The 24,699-nt window shown below is 41.9% G+C and carries 26 protein-coding genes, 1 tRNA gene and 1 pseudogene; 20 read left to right on the forward strand and 8 right to left on the reverse strand.

The features are described from left to right. Positions 1 to 222 (forward strand): hypothetical protein (locus tag ABWO12_RS07010; RefSeq protein WP_353088046.1); only part of this gene is annotated, 222 nt, incomplete at its 5' end. A gap of 159 nt (positions 223 to 381) precedes the next feature. Here ABWO12_RS07010 and ABWO12_RS07015 read toward each other — a convergent pair. After that, positions 382 to 455 (reverse strand) — tRNA-Pro (locus tag ABWO12_RS07015). A gap of 36 nt (positions 456 to 491) precedes the next feature. Then, the gene (locus ABWO12_RS07020) at positions 492 to 1,628 is read right to left on the reverse strand and encodes a methionine aminotransferase (protein WP_353088047.1); all 1,137 of its coding nucleotides are present in this window, start codon (positions 1,626 to 1,628) and stop codon (positions 492 to 494) included. Positions 1,629 to 1,715: 87 nt separating this feature from the next. On the opposite strand from ABWO12_RS07020, the gene ABWO12_RS07025 reads away from it, so the two are divergent. The 9 genes from ABWO12_RS07025 to ABWO12_RS07065 all read left to right on the forward strand — a co-directional run bounded on the left by ABWO12_RS07025 (position 1,716) and on the right by ABWO12_RS07065 (position 9,361). Continuing rightward, positions 1,716 to 1,892, forward strand: coding sequence for a hypothetical protein (locus tag ABWO12_RS07025; RefSeq protein WP_353088048.1), 177 nt, complete (start codon positions 1,716 to 1,718; stop codon positions 1,890 to 1,892). A 207-nt stretch (positions 1,893 to 2,099) separates the two neighbouring features. Beyond that, on the forward strand, positions 2,100 to 3,029 hold the full coding sequence (locus ABWO12_RS07030) for a LysR family transcriptional regulator (protein WP_287781271.1): 930 nt from the start codon (positions 2,100 to 2,102) through the stop codon (positions 3,027 to 3,029). A gap of 72 nt (positions 3,030 to 3,101) precedes the next feature. Continuing rightward, complete coding sequence (locus ABWO12_RS07035) at positions 3,102 to 3,983, forward strand: SDR family oxidoreductase (protein WP_353088049.1); 882 nt, start codon at positions 3,102 to 3,104, stop codon at positions 3,981 to 3,983. A gap of 165 nt (positions 3,984 to 4,148) precedes the next feature. After that, entirely contained in the window at positions 4,149 to 4,913 is a 765-nt protein-coding gene (locus ABWO12_RS07040; protein ID WP_353088050.1) for a ParA family protein, read from the forward strand. 5 nt (positions 4,914 to 4,918) lie between these two features. After that, complete coding sequence (locus tag ABWO12_RS07045) at positions 4,919 to 5,821, forward strand: ParB/RepB/Spo0J family partition protein (protein WP_353088051.1); 903 nt, start codon at positions 4,919 to 4,921, stop codon at positions 5,819 to 5,821. A gap of 86 nt (positions 5,822 to 5,907) precedes the next feature. Continuing rightward, complete coding sequence (locus ABWO12_RS07050; protein ID WP_502902917.1) at positions 5,908 to 6,390, forward strand: DUF5683 domain-containing protein; 483 nt, start codon at positions 5,908 to 5,910, stop codon at positions 6,388 to 6,390. A 35-nt stretch (positions 6,391 to 6,425) separates the two neighbouring features. After that, positions 6,426 to 7,124 carry a 4-hydroxy-tetrahydrodipicolinate reductase gene (gene dapB / locus ABWO12_RS07055; protein WP_353088052.1) on the forward strand — a complete coding sequence of 233 codons (699 nt, stop codon included), beginning with the start codon at positions 6,426 to 6,428 and terminating at the stop codon, positions 7,122 to 7,124. A 12-nt stretch (positions 7,125 to 7,136) separates the two neighbouring features. Beyond that, positions 7,137 to 8,732, forward strand: a complete 1,596-nt coding sequence (lepB, locus tag ABWO12_RS07060; protein ID WP_353088053.1) for a signal peptidase I — start codon at positions 7,137 to 7,139, stop codon at positions 8,730 to 8,732. Between the two features lie 5 nt (positions 8,733 to 8,737). Then, positions 8,738 to 9,361, forward strand: coding sequence for a WbqC family protein (locus ABWO12_RS07065; RefSeq protein ID WP_353088054.1), 624 nt, complete (start codon positions 8,738 to 8,740; stop codon positions 9,359 to 9,361). On the opposite strand, the gene ABWO12_RS07070 is transcribed toward ABWO12_RS07065, so the two are convergent. The 6 genes from ABWO12_RS07070 to ABWO12_RS07095 all read right to left on the reverse strand — a co-directional run bounded on the left by ABWO12_RS07070 (position 9,347) and on the right by ABWO12_RS07095 (position 15,370). Continuing rightward, a complete protein-coding gene (locus ABWO12_RS07070; protein ID WP_353088055.1) occupies positions 9,347 to 10,399 on the reverse strand; it encodes an endonuclease/exonuclease/phosphatase family protein in 1,053 nt (350 codons plus the stop codon). The two genes, ABWO12_RS07065 and ABWO12_RS07070, sit on opposite strands and share 15 nt — an antisense overlap. Next, positions 10,399 to 11,265, reverse strand: coding sequence for a rhomboid family intramembrane serine protease (locus ABWO12_RS07075; RefSeq protein WP_353088056.1), 867 nt, complete (start codon positions 11,263 to 11,265; stop codon positions 10,399 to 10,401). Before ABWO12_RS07075 ends, ABWO12_RS07070 begins: the two co-directional genes overlap by 1 nt. 1 nt (position 11,266) lies before the next feature. Then, positions 11,267 to 12,067: a rhomboid family intramembrane serine protease gene (locus tag ABWO12_RS07080; protein WP_353088057.1), complete on the reverse strand. Its 801-nt coding sequence runs from the start codon at positions 12,065 to 12,067 to the stop codon at positions 11,267 to 11,269. Continuing rightward, entirely contained in the window at positions 12,064 to 13,929 is a 1,866-nt protein-coding gene (gene mutL / locus ABWO12_RS07085) for a DNA mismatch repair endonuclease MutL (protein ID WP_353088058.1), read from the reverse strand. The genes ABWO12_RS07080 and mutL overlap by 4 nt, the downstream gene beginning before the upstream one ends. Before the next feature lie 105 nt (positions 13,930 to 14,034). Next, on the reverse strand, positions 14,035 to 14,526 hold the full coding sequence (ribH, locus tag ABWO12_RS07090) for a 6,7-dimethyl-8-ribityllumazine synthase (RefSeq protein ID WP_353088059.1): 492 nt from the start codon (positions 14,524 to 14,526) through the stop codon (positions 14,035 to 14,037). A gap of 34 nt (positions 14,527 to 14,560) precedes the next feature. Next, positions 14,561 to 15,370, reverse strand: a complete 810-nt coding sequence (locus ABWO12_RS07095; RefSeq protein WP_353088060.1) for a tetratricopeptide repeat protein — start codon at positions 15,368 to 15,370, stop codon at positions 14,561 to 14,563. A gap of 140 nt (positions 15,371 to 15,510) precedes the next feature. Between ABWO12_RS07095 and recF the strand changes: the two are divergent. The 10 genes and pseudogenes from recF to lipA all read left to right on the forward strand — a co-directional run bounded on the left by recF (position 15,511) and on the right by lipA (position 24,695). Beyond that, positions 15,511 to 16,591, forward strand: a pseudogene (gene recF, locus ABWO12_RS07100) (DNA replication/repair protein RecF). Positions 16,592 to 16,645: 54 nt separating this feature from the next. Further along, a complete protein-coding gene (locus ABWO12_RS07105; protein WP_353088061.1) occupies positions 16,646 to 17,368 on the forward strand; it encodes a thioredoxin domain-containing protein in 723 nt (240 codons plus the stop codon). Beyond that, positions 17,365 to 18,042 (forward strand): DUF2461 domain-containing protein, encoded by a 678-nt coding sequence (locus ABWO12_RS07110; protein WP_353088062.1) that lies wholly within the window; start codon positions 17,365 to 17,367, stop codon positions 18,040 to 18,042. The genes ABWO12_RS07105 and ABWO12_RS07110 overlap by 4 nt, the downstream gene beginning before the upstream one ends. 40 nt (positions 18,043 to 18,082) lie before the next feature. Further along, positions 18,083 to 19,096 (forward strand): UDP-N-acetylmuramate dehydrogenase, encoded by a 1,014-nt coding sequence (gene murB, locus ABWO12_RS07115; protein WP_353088063.1) that lies wholly within the window; start codon positions 18,083 to 18,085, stop codon positions 19,094 to 19,096. Between the two features lies 1 nt (position 19,097). Then, the gene (locus tag ABWO12_RS07120; RefSeq protein ID WP_353088064.1) at positions 19,098 to 19,712 is read left to right on the forward strand and encodes an FMN-binding negative transcriptional regulator; all 615 of its coding nucleotides are present in this window, start codon (positions 19,098 to 19,100) and stop codon (positions 19,710 to 19,712) included. 59 nt (positions 19,713 to 19,771) lie between these two features. Next, positions 19,772 to 20,896 (forward strand): glycosyltransferase, encoded by a 1,125-nt coding sequence (locus ABWO12_RS07125; protein WP_353088065.1) that lies wholly within the window; start codon positions 19,772 to 19,774, stop codon positions 20,894 to 20,896. Next, positions 20,887 to 21,435, forward strand: coding sequence for an RNA polymerase sigma factor (locus tag ABWO12_RS07130; RefSeq protein WP_353088066.1), 549 nt, complete (start codon positions 20,887 to 20,889; stop codon positions 21,433 to 21,435). Before ABWO12_RS07125 ends, ABWO12_RS07130 begins: the two co-directional genes overlap by 10 nt. Positions 21,436 to 21,600: 165 nt before the next feature. Next, positions 21,601 to 22,422: an energy transducer TonB gene (locus ABWO12_RS07135; RefSeq protein WP_353088067.1), complete on the forward strand. Its 822-nt coding sequence runs from the start codon at positions 21,601 to 21,603 to the stop codon at positions 22,420 to 22,422. A 78-nt stretch (positions 22,423 to 22,500) separates the two neighbouring features. After that, the gene (locus tag ABWO12_RS07140) at positions 22,501 to 23,745 is read left to right on the forward strand and encodes an MFS transporter (protein WP_353088068.1); all 1,245 of its coding nucleotides are present in this window, start codon (positions 22,501 to 22,503) and stop codon (positions 23,743 to 23,745) included. Positions 23,746 to 23,822: 77 nt separating this feature from the next. After that, complete coding sequence (gene lipA, locus ABWO12_RS07145; protein WP_073363618.1) at positions 23,823 to 24,695, forward strand: lipoyl synthase; 873 nt, start codon at positions 23,823 to 23,825, stop codon at positions 24,693 to 24,695. Positions 24,696 to 24,699 lie beyond the last annotated feature (4 nt).

Consider the following 24,699-nt stretch of genomic DNA (forward strand, 5'->3'; position numbering starts at 1 on the left):
CTGCAAAATGAATTGAGACTGGATTACTACGTGATCCAAAGGGAGGGAACGTTGCTCGAAGAAAAACCGACCGCTTCGCAGTTGTTTTTTTGTGGGTATTCTTCGCTGCAAAATGAATTGAGACTGGATTACTACGTGATCCAAAGAGAGGGAACGTTGCTCGAAGAAAAACCGACCGCTTCGCAGTTGTTTTTTTTGTGGGTATCCTTCACTGCAAAATGAATTGAGACTGGATTACTACGTGATCCAAAGGGAGGGACCGTTGCTCGAAGAAAATCCGACCGCTTCGCAGTTGTTTTTTTGTGGGTATTCTTCGCTGCAAAATAAATTTTGCGCTTAGGATACCCACAAAAAAACCGGACACTGTCCGGTTTTCTTCGGTCGGGATGACTGGATTCGAACCAGCGACCCCTAGCACCCCATGCTAGTACGCTACCAGGCTGCGCTACATCCCGATTTGAGCGATGCAAATATAAAGTTTTTTTTACGTTTTAAAATTTAATTTTTTGTAATCTTTCAACGGCTTGCTCGAGGATCGTATCGGATTTGGCAAAACAAAATCGAAGGTATTGATTTTGAGTCGGATGCTCATAAAAGGGCGACAGCGGAATCGCAGCAACTCCCACTTCTTGTACCATACGTTTCACCAAACTCATATCCGATTCAACCTGCGCTGTTGGCCAACTAACCAACTGAAAATAGGAACCTTCACAGGGAAGTAAAGTAAAAGCGGTCGTTTGCATCAAACGGGTGAAATAATCGCGCTTTTGGCGATAGAAATCACCTAACAAAGCCACTGACACCTCCTCCAAATAAGCAGTTAAAGCTACTTGGGCCACCGAATTGACACTGAAAACCAAAAATTGATGTACCTTTTTAATCTCGCGCATGAGCGGTTCAGATGCTACCATGTAACCCACTTTCCAACCGGTGCAATGGAATGATTTTCCAAAGGAAGAAACCGAAATACAACGTTCCCATAACTGCGCATATTGATGTACCGATTGGGGGCTAGACGCAAAGGTGATATACTCATATACTTCATCCGATAGCACGAGTAGCTGCGGATGTTGTGCAACCAATTTTTGTAAAGCAAAATAATCACTTGAGTTCCAAACCCGCCCCGAGGGATTGTGGGGACTGTTGATAATGATCATGCGGGTACGCGAACACACAGCAGCTTCGATTTGGGGCCAATCGGGTAAGAAATCAGCGCCTAAGGGCACTCGTACAGGATGCGCTGACACCAAATGGATAGGAGTAGTATAACAATCGTAACTCGGATCCAGTACGATAACCTCATCGCCCGGATGAACCAACGCCTGGATGGCCGCAAAAATTCCCTGCGTCGCACCCGCGGTAACAAGTATTTCATGTTGCGGATTGATCAAACGACCGTATTGCGTTTCTGTTAATGTGGCCAAACGTTCCAGCAAAGGACCATAACCAGCCATAGGCACGTATTGATGAAAATGAGACTGTGCGGCTTGCGCCAAATGCAATTTCAACCGATCATCAATGGGGAAATCTGGAAATCCCTGCGACAAATTGATCGCATTATACTGCGTTGCCAATTGCGACATTTTAGAAAAAATACTAGAACCCATCTGGGGAAATTTGGACACCATCCCTTCACTTTTTTTACGAAGATAGTAGGAATAAGGCAATCAACCAAAGTTGGAGTTCAAACAGTTGAGGACACTTTAAATCATTATTTGCCAATTATAACCGACACCACTTACAAAGCTGAAAATGCTTACAACATTCTTCAAGGGTATTTTTTAAAAAAGGATTTGAAAAATTTTCATCGCTGGTTAATTGCCTCAGACCTTAAAAGTGATAAAAAATTACTCCCTTATGTGGAACGCATGGTTGCCAACTTAAATGAATAAGAACCTATCCATTGACTCATTGACTTTGACATTGAAATTGACATTGACATTGACATTGAAATTGATTTTTGACATTGACATTGATTTTTGACATTGATATTGATTTTTGACATTGACATTGACATTGACATTGACACATTAACTCTCCTTTTTATAAGCAACATAAGAAAAATAGATATATTTGTTACTTATCCATAAAAAAAGGTTATGAATTACACCCTGCACCAATTGCAAGTGTTTTTGAAAGTCACCGAAACCAAAAGCATCACGAAAGCAGCAGAACAACTCTACCTCACCCAACCCGCTGTATCGATTCAGTTGCGTAATTTTCAGGATCAGTTTGATATTCCGCTGACCGAAGTGGTGGGACGGCAGTTGTATGTCACCGAATTTGGAATGGAAATCGCCCGGGCGGCCCAAAACATATTAAACGAAGTGCAAGCCATCAACTACAAAACGATGGCGTACAAAGGCAAACTAAGTGGAAAATTGAGTATAACCTCGGTGTCTACAGGGAAATATGTGATTCCGTTTTTACTCGCCGACTTTTTAAAACAACATACCGAAGTAGAGCTAGTGCTAGATGTTACCAATAAAAATAGGGTCGTACGTTCGCTCGAAAATAATGAAGTTGATTTTGCCCTCGTGTCGCTTTTCCCGGATTTATCCGTGCAAAGCATTCCGCTTATGGAAAACCAACTCGTGCTTGTGGCCAACCGCGATTTTCCCATGCCCAAAAAACCGCTGACCCTCGAGGCCATTCAAGCCTTGCCACTAATTTATCGGGAAGCAGGTTCGGGTAGTCGCTTTGTCATGGAACGGTTTTTAAACCAGTTGGACAGCAAGGGAACCAAAAAAATGGAACTCACTAGCAATGAAGCCGTCAAGCAAGCAATTATGGCCGGACTGGGGTGCTCTATCATGCCCGTGATTGGGATCAAAAATGAGTTGCAAAACGGCGATGTGCAAATCATACCCGCCGAAGGACTCCCCCAATCGTCGCAGTGGAACATGATCTGGATGAAATCGAAAAACCTATCACCGGTAGCTGAAGCCTATAAAAATTACCTACTCGAAAACAAATCCACCATCATCCAAAATCATTTTGGTTGGACCGAACAATGGAGTTCACTATAAAAAATCCACTTGTTCAATTTATTATGCGCGCATATAAAATTAATTCCTATCTTTACGAAAAAAAAGCCCTCTATGAATTTTGCAGCTAAAATGCTTCGCGACGGAGCTTTGGAAGGAAAAACCATTGTTATAACTGGCGGTGGAAGTGGCTTGGGGAAAGCCATGACAAAATATTTTATGGAATTGGGCGCTCAAGTAGCCATCACTTCTCGGGATTTGGACAAGTTAAAAACTACGGCGGCCGAACTGGAAGCCGCCACGGGAGGGACTTGTTTACCGCTCGCTTGTGATGTGCGGCATTACGACCAAGTCGAAGCGATGTTGGCGGCAGTGATTGCAAGGTATGGTAAAGTCGACGTATTGTTGAACAATGCGGCCGGAAACTTTATCTCCCCCACCGAGCGCTTGTCGGCCAATGCCTTTGATACGATTATTGATATTGTTTTAAAAGGAACCAAAAACTGTACGTTGGCGTTTGGAAAGCATTGGATTGCAGCCAAACAAACGAATTGCAACGTGTTGAATATTGTAACGACCTACGCTTGGACCGGTTCGGGTTATGTAGTTCCCAGTGCAACTGCCAAAGCAGGCGTGCTCGCAATGACCCGCAGTTTGGCCGTAGAATGGGCAAAATATGGCATTCGTATGAACGCGATTGCACCAGGGCCGTTTCCTACTAAAGGGGCTTGGGACCGCTTGCTGCCGGGTGATTTGGCTGAAAAATTTGACATGTCCAAAAAAGTACCTTTGCGTCGTGTGGGCGATCATCAAGAATTGGCCAACTTAGCTGCCTATCTGGTTTCGGACTTTTCGGCTTATATCAACGGGGAAGTGGTAACAATTGATGGCGGCGAATGGTTACAAGGTGCTGGGCAGTTTAACATTCTGGAAAAGATACCTCAAGAAATGTGGGATATGCTCGAAACAATGATAAAAAATAAGGGCAGTAAGTAAAAAATTAGGGGTTCGGCCCCTTTTTTTATGCTCAAAGGTAAGGTACTCTAGCACAGATTTTAAGCGGAAATGAATGACAAACTTTAGTCGATTGTTAACAAATAAGACTTGAATAAACCATAAAAAAGCGTATTTTTACACCTCTTAAATTTGACGCGAATTTTCATGGGTAAAATCATTGCAATTGCAAATCAAAAAGGCGGTGTCGGCAAAACCACAACTTCGGTTAATTTGGCGGCCTCTTTAGGTGTTTTAGAAAAAAAAGTCTTACTTATTGACGCCGACCCACAAGCCAATGCTACTTCAGGATTAGGAATTGATGTTGAATCGGTGGCTATCGGTACGTATCAAATTTTAGAACACAGCAACATCCCTTTGGAAGCTGTTGTGCAAAGCACTTCGCCCAATGTAGATGTCATTCCGGCCCACATTGATTTGGTAGCGATTGAAATCGAATTGGTCGACAAGGAAAACCGCGAATACATGTTGCGTGAAGCCTTAAAGGACATTCGCAACCACTATGATTACATTTTAATCGACTGCGCGCCTTCGTTGGGATTACTCACGTTGAACGCGTTGACAGCGGCTGATTCGGTGATTATTCCCATCCAGTGCGAATATTTTGCCTTGGAAGGGTTGGGTAAATTGCTCAATACCGTCAAAAGTGTCCAAAAAATTCACAATCCAGCCTTGGATATTGAAGGAATGTTGCTCACCATGTACGATTCACGTTTACGTTTGTCCAATCAAGTGGTTGAAGAAGTACAAAAACATTTCAATGATATGGTGTTTAAAACCATCATTCAACGGAATGTAAAATTGAGTGAAGCCCCTAGTTTTGGGGAAAGTATCATCAACTTCGATGCGACCAGCAAAGGAGCTACCAACTACTTGAATTTGGCCGAAGAGGTGATTAAGAAAAATAGTTAAGGGGTATGACAAAAGCAATTAAAAAACAAGCGCTTGGACGTGGATTGTCGGCTTTATTGAAAGATCCAGACAACGATATTCGTTCGGTTGAAGATAAAAATGCCGATAAACTCATCGGTTCTATTTTGGAAATTGATATCGATGCGGTGGCCATCAACCCGTTTCAACCCCGTTCCAATTTCAATGAAGAAGCGTTACAAGAATTGGCAACTTCGATTCGTGAATTGGGGGTAATCCAACCCATTACGGTGCGAAAGCTTGACTTCAATCAATACCAATTAATTTCTGGGGAGCGTCGTTTGCGCGCTTCAAAGTTGGTTGGACTCACGACAATTCCCGCGTACATTCGCATCGCCAATGACAATGAATCCTTGGTGATGGCTTTGGTTGAGAACATTCAGCGTCATGACTTAGACCCCATCGAAATTGCACTTTCGTACCAACGTTTGATGGAAGAAATTCAATTAACGCAAGAGCAAATGAGCGATCGTGTAGGCAAAAAACGCTCGACGATTGCTAATTATTTGCGTTTGTTAAAATTGGATCCCATCATTCAAACGGGAATTCGCGACGGTTTTATCTCCATGGGTCACGGACGTGCCATCATCAACATTGAAGATCACGAAGCACAAGCCGATATTTATCACAAAATCATAAGTCAAAACCTCTCCGTTCGCGAAACTGAGGCGTTGGTAAAAAAATACCAAGAGGGTCAAAAACCAACTGCTCCCAAGAGCAAAAAAGCCACCTCTTTTGCTATAGCCCCTTCGCACCAAAAAACGATGACTGAATTCTTTGGCGCAAAAGTCGAAGTAAAAATCGGAGGCAATGGGAAAGGGAAAATTTCGGTTCCATTTCATTCGGAGGAGGACTTTAACCGGATACTCAAATTGTTGCAAAAAGGGTGATTCGTTGGATTTACATACTCTTTTGCTGGGGTTGTTTATCAATCTCTACCGGTTGGGCACAACAAACGCCTGCAACGCCCCCCCCTGTGAAACCCACTGATAGTCTCAACACCCCCGCCAAACCGATCAATATGCTTGCCCCTTCGCGTGCTGCTTTTTATTCGGCGGTGATTCCTGGTCTGGGTCAGGCGTACAACAAAAAGTATTGGAAAATCCCCTTAGTCTATGCCGCTTTGGGAACGACCGTTTATTTTTACATCACCAACAACAACAAATACAACGATTATCGGGATGCCTACAAGCGTCGTTTGCTGGGCTTTAACGATGATGAATTCTCGTATCTTGACACGTCGCGACTGATACAAGCACAACGTTTTTACCAACGAAATCGGGATTTATCGGCTTTATTGATTGGCGTTTTCTACATTCTAAATATTGTCGATGCCAATGTTGATGCTCACTTGATGCAGTACAATGTGAGCGACAAACTCACGCTTCAACCCGATTTGATTCAGAACGACCTCACCCAACGCCGGCAACTCGGTTTGGGCATCAGCTTTAAGTTTTAATGTAACAAACCAACAAAAACCGCTACTAAATAGGTATGAACATCGCGTTATTAGGGTATGGAAAAATGGGTAAGGTTATCGAGCGAATCGCCTTGGAACGCGGTCATGCTATCGTGTTACGGAAAACGCGCCAAGACAGCTTTGAGGGTTTAGAAACCGCCGATGTTGCCATTGATTTTAGTATTCCTGATGCTGCAGTCGAAAATATTACCGCCTGTCTACAAAACGGCATCCCTGTTGTTTCGGGTACTACGGGTTGGCTCGCGCAGTATGAGGCCATGAAAGCGCTCTGTGAAAAACAAAATGGTGCTTTTTTATATGGTTCTAATTTCAGCTTGGGCGTGAATTTGTTTTTTGAATTAAATCAAAAATTAGCGCAATTGATGGCAAAATTCCCGCAATATGCTGTGGATATGGAAGAAATTCATCATACCCAAAAATTGGACAAACCCAGTGGCACTGCCATTACCTTGGCCGAAGGACTACTCCCCTACACTCCTTTTACACAATGGAGTTTAGATGCCAAGGCGACAGATGCGCTTTATATTGATGTGAAGCGAGAAAATGAAGTTCCCGGTACCCACAGCATTTTTTACCGTTCTGCTGTTGATACTATTGAAATCAAACACACCGCGCACAACCGAGAGGGATTTGCCTACGGAGCTGTTATTGCCGCTGAATGGCTTGCCACACGCAAAGGGGTGTTTACCATGAAAGACGTTTTAGATTTATAAAAATAGAGTATTATGACATTTACACAATGGTTCGTTTTTATCCTGATTATCCAAGTGATCCATGCCGCTGGAACGTGGAAATTCTATGTGGCTGCAGGTCGTAAAGCATGGGAAGCTTTTGTCCCGCTGTACAATGCCGTTGTTTTGTTGAAAATAGTAAAGCGTCCCACCTGGTGGCTGCTTTTATTTTTTATACCGATCATTAATTTGATTGTCATCCCCGTGGTTTGGGTAGAAACTTTACGAAGTTTTGGTAAAAAATCGACCAGCGACACGGCTTTGGTCGTATTTACATTGGGATTGTACCTCTATTATGTAAATTATACCCAACCGCTTACCTATGAAGCCGATCGCAGCACCCATCCCGCTACCAAAACGGGGGAAACAGTCAGTTCGATTCTGTTTGCCATTGTTGTGGCTACTTTTGTTCATACCTATTTTATTCAACCGTTCACGATTCCTACCTCCTCTTTGGAGAAATCGCTTTTGGTAGGCGACTTCTTATTTGTGAGTAAGTTTCACTACGGTGCAAGGGTGCCCAACACAACGGTTGCCGCGCCTATGGTGCATGATACCATTCCGTTATTACGAAAAAAATCCTACCTCTACGATGATGAAAATCCAAATTCGTGGAAACAAAAATTGCAATTTCCTTATTTGCGTATCCCCGGCTTTGAAACGGTAAAAAACAATGACATCGTGGTATTCAACTGGCCCGCTGATACGGTAGCGCAATTCTTTGTCAAAGACCGAAAGTACCTCAAACCGGTTGATAAGAAGTCCAATTATGTAAAACGATGCCTTGGTATTCCTGGCGATAGTTTACAAATCAAAGAAGGAATCGTGTATGTGAATGGTAAACCCCTAGTTTTACCTGTACGTGCTAAACCGCAGTATTCGTATACCGTAATTTATGACCATAAGCAGTTTTCTGATATTACACCATTTTTAGAGGAAAATGATGTTACTGACGGAGGTGGAGTTGCCAGTGGCCGTTGGGAGAGCGATACGCTTTTCATTAATGCCATGACCGATGAAGTGGCTAAGAAATTACGCACCGTTACTGGGATTAAAAAAGTGGAACGGATTATTTTTAAAGAGGCTAGTTTGAGCGTTTTTCCGTACACTAAACCTTGGAACATCGATAATTACGGGCCGATTTACATTCCTAAAGCTGGGGCAACAGTAGCTTTGGATTTGAAAAGCTTACCTTTTTACAAAAAAATCATCCAAGAATACGAAAACAATTCCCTTGAGATTCGCAACGGTGAAATTTTCATAAACGGAAAACCGAGTACATCGTATACTTTTAAACAGAATTACTATTGGATGATGGGGGACAACCGTCACCGCTCGGAAGACAGTCGTTTTTGGGGGTATGTACCCGAAAATCACATTGTTGGAAAACCAATTTTCATTTGGATGAGTGTGAAAAACTTTGACAAAGGATTTAAAAATTGGAGTATTCGTTGGGACCGCATGTTTACAACGGTTAGTGGCGAAGGACAACCCCAATCGTACTTCAAATACTTCTTGTTTGTGCTGGCGCTATACTTTGTTGGCGAATATTTCTGGAAAAAGAGAAAAGCTAAACAATCGGAAGAATAATAATCGTGTCCAAAGTCCTATTACATCCCGGATATTTCCCTTCTGTAAGTACGTTTGTTGCCTTAGCAAAAGCCTCACATGTAGTTTTTGAAACGGGCGATCATTTTCAAAAACAAACCCACCGCAACCGAATGTATATATACAGTCCCAACGGCTTGCAATTGTTGAATGTTCCCATCAAACATGTGAAAGAAGGGCATCAAAAAATGCGCGATGTACGATTGGAAACCGCTTTTGATTGGCAAAAACAGCATTATAAATCGCTAGAAGCCGCCTACCGAACGTCGCCTTTTTTTGAATATTTTGAGGATGATTTACGTCCGATATTTGAAAAAAAACACGTATTCCTTTGGGATTTAAATTACCAAACCTTAGAAATTATTTCCCACTGTTTGGGTTTGGACTTCCCCTTCGAAGAAACTGAAGAGTACCATAAAGAAGTGACCGATGTTTTGGATTTTCGCTTTTTAATTCAAGGAAAAAAGGATCCTACCCTCATTGAACCCTATGTACAAGTTTTTGGGGATAAACACGGATTCTTAAACAACCTTAGTATCCTTGATTTACTCTTTAACGAAGGACGACGCGCTTTGGATTATCTGAAACGACAATCGTTAGCGGGGCTCTAACTTAATACGGGTAACAATCGGAAAGTGATCGGAGTTCTTGAATTCAGGAAAATGTTGAAAGGACTTCACTTTAAAACGACGATCGGCAAAAATGTAATCAATACGAGCCGGATAGTATTTAAAATTATACGTTGCCCCAAATCCTTTTCCCGCTTCTTCAAAACAATCATTCAAGTCGCCTTTGATGCCGCGATATACATACGAAAAGGCACTGTTATTCATATCGCCACAGATAATCATCGGGTAGCGGCATTCTTTTTTATGCTCCATTAATTCTTCGGCTTGAATTTGCTGCTTTTTAAACGCTTCCGAAATGCGATGCAGTACCATGGTCGATTTGCGCTTGTTGATGGAATCTACGTGCTGTTCCATCTCATTCACATCGGGTGAAATTTTGATAGATTGTAAATGCATGTTGTACACTCGTAGCGTATCCCTTCCTTTCCGAATATCAGCGTAAACCAACATATTATCCGACCCTTCAAAAGCGATTTGACCTTCGTCGATGATAGGATATTTAGAAAAAATAGCCTGTCCCGACTTAATTTGATAACCTTGCATAAAAACTGTTCGGTACTTATACACCCGCAAATCAACGCCTGCATTTTCAGAATACTCTTGCAAACACAACACATCGGGATTCATCTCATTGATAAAACGGCGAATATCCTCTTTGACATGTGGACTGGGAAGCCATTGAAAAAGATTGAACAAGCGAACATTATAACTCATCACGACCATATCGCCTTCTTCTTTAGGTAGGTCAAGGGCAGCGAATTTATAGAATTTATTGATAAATGTAATTCCCAAAATCAACACCAATCCAGAGACAATCATTTGCCGTTTCATTTGAAGAAGCCAATACACAAAAAACAGGGCATTGACAATAAGAAACAAAGGTAAGACAAGCGTAAGTACCGATAAAAAAGGGAAAAAATTTGGCGCTAAAAACGGAAATACATAAGCAATGAAAGTGAGAATGACTACCGTCACATTCAACCCTAACATCAGCTTATTAAATCGTGATAATTTGCGCATTATTCGTTTCCTGCTCGAAATAAAAATTCTTTTTCAGCTTGGGTTAAGCTATCATAACCCGATTGACTAATTTTATCTAAAATCTCATCAATTTGTTGTTGTTTTTTGTCTTTTAAAACCACTTTTGAGGCGGTGTTTGTTGTTTTCCGTTGTGGATTCTTGTGCACGCTGGTAAACGGCGACTTCGATTTGGGTCTCACTAAAGTAGCAAAAAAAGTAATAATTTTTGTAACGGGTTGGCTTAAGTCTGTACCCGATTGCAACAACTTCATGTAGAGAACCCCAAATGCTGCCCCCGCGAGATGTGCGATATGCCCGCCCGTGTTGGACATAGAGATTTGCAAAACGTCTAAGAGTAAAATAACACCTGTTACATGCCACAACTTTACGTTTCCAATCAGTAACAATCGTAACTCCATAAGCGGTTGGCAAACGGTGACCGCGGTTAAAACGGCCAAAACAGCTCCTGAAGCCCCCACGATGATTCCGTCACCTCCCAACAAAGTGTAAGCAACACTGTAGGCCAAACCCGAAAACAATAGGCTAAAGAGGTACATCCCTAAAAACTGCTTTTGGGTAAAAAAAGTTTGAAACAGTCGCCCTGCAAAATTGAGCATGACCATATTGAAAAACAGGTGAAAAAATCCAGAATGCAAAAAACCATACGAGATTAAGGTCCATGGCTTAAACAACCAAGAGTTGAAACTCGAGGACAAGGCCAACCAATCGGGATAGGCAAAAAATCCTTCACGAAATTGGTAAAAGAAAGGAATAGCCAGAATAAAAACGCCTACATTCCAGTAAATGACCTGATTAACGATTCCGCCAATTCGGTATTGTAATTTGATATCTTCCCAGATACGCATATTAATTCCAACGGTTTTGGTTAAACTGATTTTTTCGCCACACCCACATCATGATAAATCCGAACAAGGCACCTCCAAGGTGGGCAAAATGGGCAATGCCTGTGCTGTTACCGCCAAAAATGGATGTCCCTCGGTACCCCATGATCAAATCCAAAAGTACCAAAGCCGTGACATAATACTTCGCTTTAATGGGCACAGGAATAAACAACATCATCAATTCGGCATTGGGAAACATAAAGGCAAAAGCGACCAATAAGCCATAAATAGCGCCCGAAGCTCCTATCATTGGAGTTTGATATTCTTTTACGGCTAGAGTTAAGGTATTGAATTGGTCTTGGGTAAAACGGTATTTTTCCAAAAGCGTATTCACCTCACCTACAATTTTATAATCGCGATCGACAGAAAGATTGTAATTGGCATTCATCAAGAAATTGAAATCATCGGGAGCGATTTGCAAACTCGACAATTGGTGAGCTACCTCTTGGACAATAAAAAAACTAACCCCCATGTGAACCAAAGCAGCGCCCAAACCACATGAAATGTAAAAAAACAAAAACTTGGAACTGCCCCAAATACGTTCCAACATGATGCCAAAAGAAAACAAAGCAAACATATTGAAAAACAAATGCATGAATCCGCCGTGCATAAACATGTACGAGAAAAACTGCCACAAACGGAAGCTTTCATTTTTGAAATAATGCAAAGCAAAATAATCGGTGGCGTGAACCAAAGGAATACATCCCAAAAAGAAAATAACATTGATGATTAAAAGCTGTTTAACCACAGGGGACAATTGCATCATAGCGAAAATTTTTTATCGATTTCGTCCACACTCATTGTGATAAAGGTGGGCTTTTGTTGAGGACTTACATTGGGATCTTTGCAGGCAAAAAGGCCGTTGACAATCATTTCTTGTTCTTTTTCCGACAAAACAACCCCTTTTTTGATCGACAAGGATCGTGCCATCGCTTTAGCCAAGGTATCGTTGGGACTAAAACTATCGGTAAATCCTTCTTGGAACGCATGCAAAACCGTTTCAAACACGCCAGGAATGGCTTGCGCTGTCGTATTGACAGGAATGCCACTCACCACTACAACTTCGTTTTCCCAGCGTTCAAACTGGAATCCCACAGCCTGAAGCGCGGGTTCGAGTTCGGCCAATAAATGCATTTCTACCGGAGTAAACGAAAGCGATAAGGGAAACAAAAGTTGCTGACTTGCGGCTTGTTGCACCGTTATTTGCGTTAAAAACTGCTCATAAAGAATTCGTTGATGGGCTCGGTTTTGATGAATAAACATAAGCCCCGATTTGATAGGACTTACGATATATTTTCGCTGCAACTGATAGGTTTTGGTAACAGCAGCCTCAGGTTCTTGATCATTGAATAACGAAGGAGTGGCGCGTTCATTCTCTGATTCGGGAACAAACATCGCTTCGGTATCTTGTTTTAAACCAACGTACAAACTCTCCCACGAAGCCGAAGAGGGCGCTGGAGGAAACCGTTGTTGACGAACAGATTGTAGCGTTGATGTTGATCGAACAGGAGTACTATCATCGGCAAATGGGTTGTAATGCTGATCGACTTGAATGGTAGGATATGCTGCCTCTTTGTGCTGATATTCGTAAGGCGTATCCAAATTAGGATCCCGTTCAAAATCCAAAACTGGAGCTACATTAAACTGTCCCAAACTGTGTTTGACCGCTGCCCGTAGTATAGCATAAAGCGCCTGTTCATCATCGAACTTAATTTCGGTTTTGGTAGGATGGATATTGATATCAATGGTATGCGGAGGCACATCCAAATAAATAAAATAACTGGGTTGCATGCCCTCTTTCAACAAGCCCTCATAGGCCGACAACACGGCATGATGAAGGTAACTACTTCGGATGTAGCGGTCGTTGACGAAAAAAAACTGCTCGCCCTTATTTTTTTTGGCAAATTCAGGTTTTCCAATAAATCCTTGAACGCTCACAATTTCGGTAGTTTCTTGAACCGGAACAAGTTTTTCATTGGTTTTTCCCGCAAACAAATTCACGATGCGTTGCCGCTGATTGGTAATAGGCAAATTAAAGGTTTCACTTCCGTTATGAATTAGGGTAAAATGAATGCCAGGATGGGCCAATGCAACCCGTTGGAAATCATCCATAACATGGCGAAACTCTATGTGTTCGGACTTTAAAAAATTACGTCGGGCAGGAATATTGAAAAACAAATTTTTAATAGCAAATGACGTCCCTTTCGGCACTACAGCGGGATCTTGGGCAATAAACTTACTCCCTTCGATGATGATATGGGTACCCAACTCGTCATCGGCTTGTCGGGTTTTCATTTCAACATGAGCAATCGCAGCAATGGAGGCCAAGGCTTCCCCCCGAAACCCTTTGGTATGGATAGAAAATAAGTCCTCTGCATGACGAATCTTGGAAGTCGCATGGCGTTCAAAACAAAGTCGGGCGTCGGTAACATTCATGCCGATACCGTTATCGACCACCTGCACCAAGGACTTTCCGGCATCTTTAACAATCAACTTGATGTCGGTCGCCTTGGCATCTACCGCATTTTCAAGCAACTCTTTTACCACAGAAGCAGGACGTTGTACCACCTCACCAGCGGCAATTTGGTTGGCAACGTGATCGGGAAGTAATTGAATAATTGACGACATACCATGCAGAAATTAGAAAACCTATCTTTTCAGACAAATCCACGCAAAGTTAGCGAAAACTAGGGTTAAAAAAACAAAAAATCCTGCCGAAGCGACAGGATTCGATTATTGTTTTGTTCGTTGCCGAAGGGCGGCCATATGAATCGCTGTAATGGCAGCTTCGACTCCTTTATTGCCATGCTTTCCACCACTTCGGTCGATGGATTGCTGTTCGGTATTGTCGGTGAGCAAACAAAAAATAACGGGTTGTTCTCCCAAGCAATTCAAATCTTTGATGCCTTGCGTTACCCCCTCACAAACAAACTCAAAATGCATGGTTTCCCCTTTGATCACACAACCAATCGTAATCACACAATCAACCGGTTGATCCATCATGCGTTTGGCGCCGTAGATTAATTCAAAACTTCCAGGCACCTCCCATGTAATGATGTTTTCAGGGCAAGCGCCACAATCGAGCAAGGTATGTAAAGCCCCTTGGTATAAGCCATTGGTAATGTGTCCATTCCAGGCAGAAACAACAATCCCAAACCGAAAGTCCTTCGCGTTTGGGATTGTATTTTTATCGTATTGGGATAAGTTTTTATTTTCCGTTGCCATGCGTAAAAAGGGCGTACTAGATCATGAAGTTGAATTACTTCACCATTCCGATTAGCGCATCGATTTGCTGTGCTTCAGGAGCGCTTTCGTACTGTTCCTTAATTTCGGTAAAGTATTTTAACGCGTCTCCTTTTTTACCCATTTCCACACACATTACGCCTGCTTTGTATAAATAACGAGGCGTTGTAAATTCATTCGCTTTTGCACGAGCTGCTTTCTCGTAGTATTCTAAAGCTTTAGCATTATCTTTTTTCTGAGCATAGGCATCACCAATAGCTCCAACTGCAATCGGACCTGTGAAATCGTCACTAGCTTTGTAAGCTTCCAAAAATTTGATTGCATCATCGTATTTCTTCAAATTCAAATACGCAATACCCGCATAATAGTTGGCCAAATTCCCTGAATCGGTTCCACTATATTGACTCGCCAAATCCACAGCACTTTGTTTTCCTTCGGCTCCTTTCACCACTAAGGTGAACAAAGAATCTTGTACTTTGGGGTCTTGTGCATCTACAGCCGCTTGGAAATTTTGCTGGGCTACATACAAATCGTCGGTTGCTTTTTGCTCGTTAGGCTCAACAACAAATTTCTGATACAACAAATACCCGATGGTCATCAAAGCGGCACCACCCAAGAACCCTAAAATAAATTTTTGGTTACGAGCAACCCATTCTTCGGTACGTGATGCTGTTTGGTCTAAAGCATCAAACGTACGAGCCGTTGCACTGTCCTTTTCATCAACATTGGGCACGTCTTCCAAGAACTGATTGTCCATCTTTACGTTCTCATCGCCTTCTACTTTTTCTTTGGGGGCTTTGTATCCTCTTTTATTATATGTTGCCATGTATGTTAAATTAGTGTGCGCAAAAATATAATTTTTATTCAAATTTAAAAGCCATTTTTTTCGATATTTTTCAATAATTTGCACCTCTTGTAAAAATCTCCTTAACGAGGCAATCGAACAGGCTAACCCTTTGTTTTGCAATGTTTTTAAAACGCATTTCTTTACTTAACTATAAAAATATCGCTGAAGTAACCTATGCTTTTGACGCTAAAATCAATTGTTTTGTAGGGAAAAATGGAGTGGGTAAAACCAATGTATTGGATGCGGTGTATCATTTGGCTTACGGAAAAAGCTATTTCAATCCGTTGGCAGCGCAGAATATTCAACATGGGACCGATTTCTTTATGATTGAAGGAGAATTTGAAAAACAAGAACGCAGTGAACATATCGTTTGTAGCTTAAAAAAAGGACAGAAAAAAGTATTAAAACGGAACGGTAAACCCTATGAAAAGTTTTCTGAACATGTGGGACTCATTCCGTTAGTCATTATTTCACCCTCGGATACGGATTTGATTGTAGAAGGAAGTGAAAACACGCCGCCGCTTCATGGATACCGTGATTTCGCAATTGGATGCTCCCTATTTGCAACAGCTCATTCAGTACCAAAAAGTGGTTAGTCAACGGAATGCTTTGTTGAAGTATTTTGCGTTGAATCATACGTTTGACCCCGAAACGCTTGCCGTATACAACCACCAATTGCATCAGTTGGGCGCACCTATTTTTCAAAAACGACAAGACTTTATTGCTTCGTTTGAACCCATTTTTCAAAAACACCACCACCACATTACGGGGCGTGCTGAACGGGTTGAACTTCGCTATGAAAGCGATTTGCTAGAGGCATCCACCGAAGAATTGTTAGCAAAGAATCTCCCGCGCGATCGTCAATTACAATACACAGCAACTGGCATTCACAAAGACGATTTGTCGTTTTTAATAGAAGACTATCCCATAAAAAAATACGGTTCGCAGGGCCAACAAAAATCGTTTTTAATCGCCTTGAAATTGGCGCAATTTGAATTTGTAAAAAAACAAAGCGGTGAAAAACCCATTCTACTTTTTGATGATATTTTTGATAAATTGGATGAAAATCGGGTGCAGCAAATTATAGCCTTAGTACAACAAGAAGAATTTGGCCAACTTTTTATCTCCGACACCCATCCCGAACGCACTGAGCAATTGGTTAAAAACACCCAACAATCGTATAAATTATTTCATTTGTAACAAAGCTTACAGAATGGCTATCTTTACCCTATTATTTTCGCAAAAAAATAAACGATGAAAAATATTACTTTAGTGTTGTTATCCCTAGTAATGATAACTGCCAGTTGTCAAAAAAAAGCAACCGAATCGACCGAAAAAAATATCACTAGCCTCTATGAAACCTTGGATGCACAAGCCTTTGCAACGGCTATAAAAAACCAAGCTGAAGCCCAAATTATTGATGTGCGTACGCCCGAAGAATTTGCCGCTGGTCATCTCGACAAAGCGCAAAATTTGAATTGGAATGCCACTGAGGAATTTGAAAAAGGGGTAGCACAACTCGATAAATTAAAACCTGTATTTGTGTATTGTTTGGCGGGAAGTCGTAGCACTGCTGCTGCCAAAAAACTGCAAGAAATAGGATTCACAACCATTTATGAACTGGACGGAGGCTATCAAAAATGGCGTGCTGCCGGATTGGCTGATGCTACGGCTGCTGGGGGAATGACCCAAAGCGATTTTGATAAACTTTTGAATACTGACAAAAAAGTACTGGTCGATTTCTACACGACATGGTGCGGCCCTTGCAAAAAATTGAAACCAACACTAGATAAGATTGCTACCGAAATGAGCGAAAAAGTGGTTGTGGTACGTATTGATGCTGAGGAAAACCTGGCGTTAGCAGAAGCACTTAAAGTAGAAGGCTATCCCACGCTGATGGTGTATGAAAACAAAAAACAAGTGTGGCGTTATTTGGGCTACCTTTCAGAAGAAGAACTCAAAAAACAATTACAATGATGACTACTCGTGAAGCGTTTGATTTCCTTGAAGCGCTCAAAAACAATAACAATACGGAATGGTTTCACAGTCAAAAAAAAGCCTATGAAGCCTACAAAAAGTGGTATCATGGTAGCATTGCAGCGGTTTTGGAGGAGTTAAAAAAATGGGACCCATCACTCGAGCCCCTCGAGCCTAAAAATTGTACGTTTCGTATCAATCGCGACATCCGTTTTTCAAAAGATAAATCGCCGTATAAAACCAATATCGGCATGTGGTTTACCCAAGATAAAAGTCAGAAAAACAGTCCCGGCTACTACATTCATTATGAAAAAGGAGCCTCGTTTATTGCGGGTGGCGTATGGTGTCCTGAGCCCGAGCAACTGAAAAAAATCAGAAAGGAAATTGAATTCTTTTACGAAGATTTGGATGATATTGTCCATGAAAAATCATTTGCAACACAATACAAATCTTTGTCGCGGGAAGAAGGCAACGTGCTCAAAAAAGCACCCAAAGACATCGACCCGAACCATCCTGGGATTGAATTTTTAAAATTAAAAAGTTTTACAGCAGCGGCACCTATTGCCGACGAGCGATTTCTTGACCCCGATTTTGGTAAAAAAATAGCCCGCGAATTGGCGGTTTTAAAACCCTTAAATGACTTCCTTCGCAGGGCGTTGGAGACTGAAGAATAAACCCACAATTTACAACTTCTTGCGTTAAGCAATTTCCGTTATGACCATTGAAACTCATTTTCCCTTAAAAAAATACAACACGTTTGGCATCGAAGCCTTTGCCCAAAAATTTGTCGAAGTGCAAACCCTTGATGAATTGCAAACGGTGTTGCAACACCAAGTGAACGAACCCAAATTTATCCTCGGTGGCGGTAGTAATATGTTGCTTACCCGAAATATTGAAGCCTTGGTGATCCATGTAAATTTGAAAGGAAAAAAGGTAATTAAGGAAGACAATGACCATGTGTGGGTAGAAGCGATGGCTGGTGAAAATTGGCATGAATTTGTGCTTTGGACCTTGGAACACAATTATGGTGGTCTCGAAAACATGTCCCTGATTCCCGGAAATGTAGGTACAACCCCCGTTCAAAATATTGGAGCCTACGGGGCCGAAATCAAAGACACCTTTGTTTCGTGTGAAACGATAACCATGGATGGACAGTCGAAACGAACTTTTGATAGGGAAGCCTGCCAATTTGGATACCGCGAAAGTGTTTTCAAACAAGAGGCCAAGGGAATCTACATCATTACATCGGTTGTTTTTCGCCTAACCAAACGAAACCACAGCATCAACAGTAATTATGGCGACATTCAAGCGGAATTGGCCAAAAATAATGTGGTAACACCCACGATCAAAGACATTAGTAACGCAGTGATAACGATACGTCAACGCAAACTTCCCGACCCGAAAGAGTTGGGCAATAGCGGTAGCTTTTTTAAAAATCCAGTGATTCCCCGCACGCATTTTGAAACCGTACTAGCTCAATTTCCCGATATTAAATATTATGACGTTTCCCCTACTCAGGTGAAAGTGCCCGCAGGCTGGCTTATTGAGCAAGCGGGTCTCAAAGGATATCGTGAAGGCGATGCGGGAGTACATAAAAATCAAGCCTTGGTATTGGTGAATTATGGCAATGCTTCGGGACAAGACATTTTGAAACTGTCGCAGAAAGTACAACAAACAGTTTGGGACAAATACGGCATTGCCATTGAAGCCGAAGTAAATATTATTTAGCATGTATATTCCCGAAAATTATAGCCTTTCGAACCCAGAAGAAATGCAAGAATTCATTCGGGCCAACAATTTTGCGATTCTCATTAACCAAACGCAGGGCCAATTGTGGGCCACTCACCTGCCGTTGGTTTTGGACACAAAAGCGGATGGCACACCGTATCTTTTGGGACATCTCTCCAAATTAAATCCGCAACACAAAGGGTTTTTGGAAAATGATGCTGTCCTTGCTGTTTTTTCGGGTCCCCATGCCTATATCTCTTCCTCTTGGTATGATCATGAAAATGTACCGACGTGGAATTATATCGCAGTGCATATCTATGGAAAAATAAAAATCCATTCGCACGAAGAAGCGCTGGCGGGCTTGAAGAAGCTGGTCGATCAACAGGAAATAGCTTCAGAGCATCCCATTCGAATGGAAAATCTTTCGGAGAAAACCCTGCGTGAAGCCCGTGGTATCGTAGGATTTGAAATTGCCATCACGGAAATGCAAGGACAGAAAAAACTATCCCAGAATCGGGATGATAAAAACTACCAACGTATTCTGAATGCCCTCGAAAAAACAGACGATCCGAACACCCATGCCTTGGCACGAGCGATGCGTAAAAACCGTCCGTAAAATGTTAAAATCGAGGTTGTTTATTGCCTAGAGAATCGCTACATTTGCGTTCGCTTTAAATGCAATTTACCACTATGGTTTTAGGGACTCTTTTTGGATTATTTATTGCCGCTGTTGCTGTTCAATTCGTATATTACGTATTCGTTTTTGGCAAATTCGCGTTTCAAAAAGCCCAACAAGGCGCCCCAAAACGCATTCCTGTTTCGGTGATTGTCTGTGCCAAAAATGAAGCTGAAAATGTCTTGAAATTGGTTCCCCTTTTGGCCGAACAAGACTATCCTCAATTTGAAATTGTACTCATCGACGATGCCTCAAGTGACGATACCTTGGCGCATTTTGAACATTTTGAAGCGGTTTATCCTAATATCAAGCTGGTTAAAGTTGAAAACAATGAAGCCTTTTGGGGGAATAAAAAATTTGCCTTAACCTTAGGAATTAAAGCAGCTAAATACGAATATTTACTGTTTACCGACGCCGACTGCTACCCGACTTCCAATCAATGGATCAAAGAAATGACAGGACATTTTACGGCACAAAAAACCATTGTTCTCGGCTATGGTGCTTATGAAAAAGCAAAAGGGTCGTTTTTGAATAAATTAATTCGTTTTGAAACGCTACTAACCGCCACCCAATATTTTGCCTGGGCATGTTTAGGAAAACCCTACATGGGCGTAGGTCGAAATATGGCCTACAAACGCGAGGAATTCTTCAGGGTTCGGGGATTTATGGATCATATGAAAATTCGATCGGGTGATGATGATTTGTTTATCAACCAAGCCGCCAACGGAAAAAATACAGTGTGCAGTTATACGACTGATAGCTTTACCTATTCACACCCCAAAACTACATTCAAAGATTGGTTCCAACAGAAACGACGTCATGTCGCTACAGCCCAATATTACAAAGGATTTGACAGCTTTCAATTAAGTGTTTTTTACCTAAGTCAGCTGTTGTTTTTGCTTACTCCAATTGCCTTGTTGGCTTTTCAACACCAATGGATTGTGGTATTGAGTTTGATTGGTTTTCGGTACATTTTTTGCTGGATAGTGTTGGGAATGGCGGCCGGGAAGTTGAAAGAAAAAGACGTGATGTATTTCTATCCGTTGATTGAAATCGTTCTCATTTTCACCCAACTTAACGTAGCTTTCACCAATCTTTTTTCAAAACCTGTGCATTGGAAATAATTCATCACATCGAAAAAGCAAAGAAAGGCGATCAAGTGGCCTTCACCTTTTTACTCGACCATTATTGGAATGAGGTGTATGGTTTTATGCTCAAACGTACTGAAAATGAAACCGATGCAGAAGATATTACGATTGAAACCTTTTCCAAGGCTTTTGACAAAATAGCGACGTATAATCCCGAATTTCAATTCAACACCTGGCTTATTGCCATTGCCAAAAATGTGCATATCGATTTATTGCGTAAACGAAAATCAGCGCTTTTTGTAGAAATCACCGACGAAGAAGACCAACAAGCCTACAACATTGCGGACACTTCTCCCACCGCTGAAGACGTACTTATTACAGAGCAAAACTTATCCCGTTTGCTGCAATTTATTAAAGAACTCAAACCCCATTATCAAGAGGTGATTCAATTGCGTTACTTCCAAGAATTGAGTTATCAAGAGATTTCGGAGCACTTAAATGAACCGCTGAGCAACGTAAAAATCAAACTTTTACGAGCCAAAAAACTACTGGCTGAAATCATACGAGGACGTTAGACTGTTCCGTTTTTCACCTTTTTTTTGATGTAAATCCAATAGTGTTGTTAAATAATTAACGCTATCCCACAATATTGCGATTCGTACTGGCGTTATCGCAATACAAACGCTTTTCATCCTTTTGCCTATGTAAAAAAGATACGCTAACATTAACACATTAGAACTATGAACCATGTAAGTATCTTTGAAAAAAAATGGCTGGATGTCATTTTTGAGGGTAAAAACCAACAGTATGGCGCCTATCAACTTCGGCGCGAAAATGAAAAAACCACCTGGTTAGCCTTTATTTTTGGGCTTTCCTTGCTCACTTTTGGGATCTTTCTTTTAAGCTCGTTTCACACTGAGCCAACACCCGATAACAATCTGCCACCCCTATCGAGCGACACGCTTGTTTTAACGAAAATTGAGATTAAAAAAGAAGTTCACAAAGGGGAATCGGCCCAAGCAAAAACTACAGAAAATGCGGTGAAAAAATACACCCCTGTAGCGCCTGAATTAGTACCAGTCGAACCCAAACCTGAGCCCAAAGATCCTGCAGTAAATCCGAATCCTGGCTTGGGTAGCGATACGGGTACAAGTACTGATCCGCTTGCGAATGGTGGCGACCCGAATGGAACGAGTACGCAACCGACCTCAGGAGGTGACCCAGGCAATACTATCGACCCCAACGCCATTGAAAACGCTGTGGGGTTGGATGAACAACCTGAATTTCCTGGAGGTATTAACCGTTTTTATGAAGAAATCAAACGAAGATTTGACCCGCAAGCCCTTGAAGAAACCGAACAGGTACATAGAGTTTTTGTCACTTTTGTCATTGAAAAAAACGGAACCATGACCGACATTCAAATTTTACGCAATGCTGATGAATCGGTTGACAAAGAAGCACTGCGCGTTTTACATGCCATCAAAGCCAAATGGCGTCCAGGTCAAAAGAAAGGACAAGCCGTACGCTCCCGTTTTACCATTCCGATTACCGTAAGTCAATAACCGAATATGTATTCAATTAACCGCAGCTAACCCCTGCGGTTTTTTTTAGTATTTTAGGCCCGACAAACCCAACTTTTTATGACCCAATTTTCTACCCAAGAAAAATGGAAACACCTTTTGAGTTTTCCAGTTATTATTGCTGCTTTAGGCTATTTTGTTGACATTTACGACCTATTGCTGTTTGGTATTGTTCGCGTTCCTAGTCTCACCGAACTCAACCTTGATGTCGATACGGTAGGAACACAAATCATCAACTACCAAATGACAGGTCTGTTGTTGGGCGGCATTCTTTGGGGTGTTTTTGGGGACAAAAAAGGGCGTTTGTCGGTGCTCTTTGGGTCCATTCTTGTGTATTCCTTGGCCAACATTGCCTGTGGATTTTTACCACAACTAGATTCTATGCATCAAGCAAACGTTTATGCTTGGTTGCGCTTTACCGCTGGTGTTGGCTTGGCAGGAGAACTCGGTGCGGGTATAACCTTGGTTTCGGAAAGCTTACCCAAAGAATTACGCGCTTTGGGAACGTCATTGGTAGCTGGTTTTGGGTTATTGGGAGCGGTGGTTGCACAACTTACGGTGGAAATGGCCGACAATTGGACCACGGCTTACTTTATCGGAGGTGGTTTGGGACTCTTGTTGTTGGTTCTTCGAATTAGTGTCACCGAAAGCGGAATTTTCAAGAGCATTGCCGAGGATACGACCTTGTCCAAAGGGAACTTTTTGAGCCTATTTACCCATAAAACCCGTTTGATTAAATACCTTAAATGTATTGCGATCGGGTTACCAACTTGGTACTGCATTGGTATTCTTGCGATGATGGCCAATCAATTTGCTCCCGAAATGGGTATTGACACCATCGTTCCCGGAAAGGCCATCATGTGGGCGTATGTAGGAATATCGGCTGGGGATTTTGCCAGTGGTTTTATTTCCCATGCCTTGCATTCGCGAAAAAAAGCCATCTTATACATGATGCTATTTACGGTTTTGGGCGTGATTGGAATGTTGTTTGGTGGCGCTTACTCTGAACAAAGCTATTATTTTTTCTGTGTTTGGTTGGGCCTCGGTACAGGCTATTGGGCGATGTTTGTCACCGTGGCTGCCGAACAGTTTGGCACCAATTTGCGCAACACCACAACTACTACAGTACCCAACATGGTGCGCGGATTACTTCCTTTGATGTTACTCCTGTTTGATTATTTAAAAAAAGACATTTCCATTATCCATGCCGCGATGTGGGTAGGTGTTTTGGCCTTTTCATTGGGGATTTACGCTACCTTAACCATTCCAGAAACGCATGATAAAGAATTGGACTTTTTGGAGTAGCAAACGATTCTTAAAACTTTAACACATCACCGAATTTCTCAAATTTTGATTGTATTTTTGCGTACAATTTTCCAATTATGCACACAGAAACTACCAACGTATTGCCTCCCAATGGAAAACCTAAATGGCTCAAAGTCAAGCTACCCATTGGACAAAAATATACAGAATTACGGGGGCTTGTTGACAAGTACAAACTCAATACGATTTGCACCTCGGGAAGTTGCCCCAATATGGGTGAATGCTGGGGTGAAGGTACCGCAACGTTTATGATTTTGGGTAATATTTGTACCCGTTCGTGTGGTTTTTGTGGGGTAAAAACAGGACGTCCTGAAACCGTGGATTGGGACGAACCTGAAAAAGTGGCCCGTTCGATTAAAATTATGCGTATTAAACACGCCGTAATTACCAGTGTGGATCGCGACGACTTGAAAGACATGGGTTCCATCATTTGGTTGGAAACCGTAGAGGCCATCCGACGCATGAATCCCGAAACGACCTTAGAAACTTTAATTCCCGACTTCCAAGGCATTCACCGTCACATTGATCGTATCGTTGAAGCCAATCCCGAAGTGGTGTCGCACAATATGGAAACCGTACGTCGTTTAACGCGTGAAGTGCGAATTCAAGCCAAATACGACCGCAGTTTGGAAGTACTGCGCTATTTAAAAGAAAAAGGAATTCGCCGCACCAAATCGGGTATCATGTTGGGATTGGGTGAAACAGAAGCCGAAGTCATTGAAACCATGCAAGACTTACGCAATGCCAATGTGGATATTGTAACCTTGGGACAGTATTTACAACCCACCAAGAAACACTTACCGGTAAAAGAATTCATCACCCCAGAACAGTTTGAAAAATATGAACGTATTGGGAAAGAAATGGGATTCCGTCATGTAGAAAGTGGCGCGTTGGTTCGTTCAAGTTACCACGCTGAAAAGCATATTCTATAACCCC

This window comes from Flavobacterium sp., from assembly GCF_040379285.1.
GTDB lineage: Bacteria > Bacteroidota > Bacteroidia > Flavobacteriales > Flavobacteriaceae > Flavobacterium.